The organism is Oleiphilus sp. HI0067 (assembly GCF_001635735.1).
In genome coordinates, this window is the sequence record NZ_LWFI01000487.1 from 1 (window position 1) to 666 (window position 666).

Consider the following 666-nt stretch of genomic DNA (forward strand, 5'->3'; position numbering starts at 1 on the left):
AAGGGAAGTTGACCTAAATAGGCATAGAGCACTGAATATAGCTAGGCCAAACAGGTTATTGATGAGATGACCCAAATCGCCATGAATAAATGGTGAGGTAAAAATATGGAACCAATGCGCCACAGATCGAGGAATAATTCCATACTGATTCAGCTGACCATCAAGCACTACATTGATCACATGAACAAGGATCATAATCAGCACCAGACCAACTATGATCTTGCCCCCTGTCCAAAGGCTTCGCAGCATATGACCGGACTAGCCTTCTAAATCTGTCGAATCTGAGTCGATTACAGTAGGATTAATCCCGGAGGCTCTTTCTAGATTCCTCAACTGCTTAGACACATCTCGGAGCTTATAATGCGTTCGAAGATCAATATCTAATTTCTTATCCATGCTCTTAACAACCGGCGTCAAACTGTGTTCGATCGTATCGGCCAAAGCCGATAAGATACGATCAATCCCTGGAACCGGCTGGTTAACCACTTCAACATTAGGCTGATTGCCCTCAAGTGCCGAAATTAGCTTATTCATCTCCTCAGAGAACTGATCAGAAGATACGTTATCTACTGGTTCGACCTGCATCGCTTGAGACTCTATCTCTCGCTGCAAGGCAAGCTCAGCCAATTCCCTTTCGGTTGCCGTTTCAGCCACATTCTTAAGGTC

1 protein-coding gene and 1 pseudogene are annotated in these 666 nt (G+C 44.6%); both read right to left on the minus strand.

Annotation, left to right across the window (positions count from 1 at the left end):
- A pseudogene (locus A3739_RS30730) lies at window positions 1-195 on the minus strand (rhomboid family intramembrane serine protease); the annotation flags it as partial.
- A gap of 63 nt (window positions 196-258) precedes the next feature.
- The coding region (locus tag A3739_RS29450; RefSeq protein ID WP_197472094.1) for a hypothetical protein at window positions 259-666 on the minus strand (408 nt) is incomplete at its 5' end.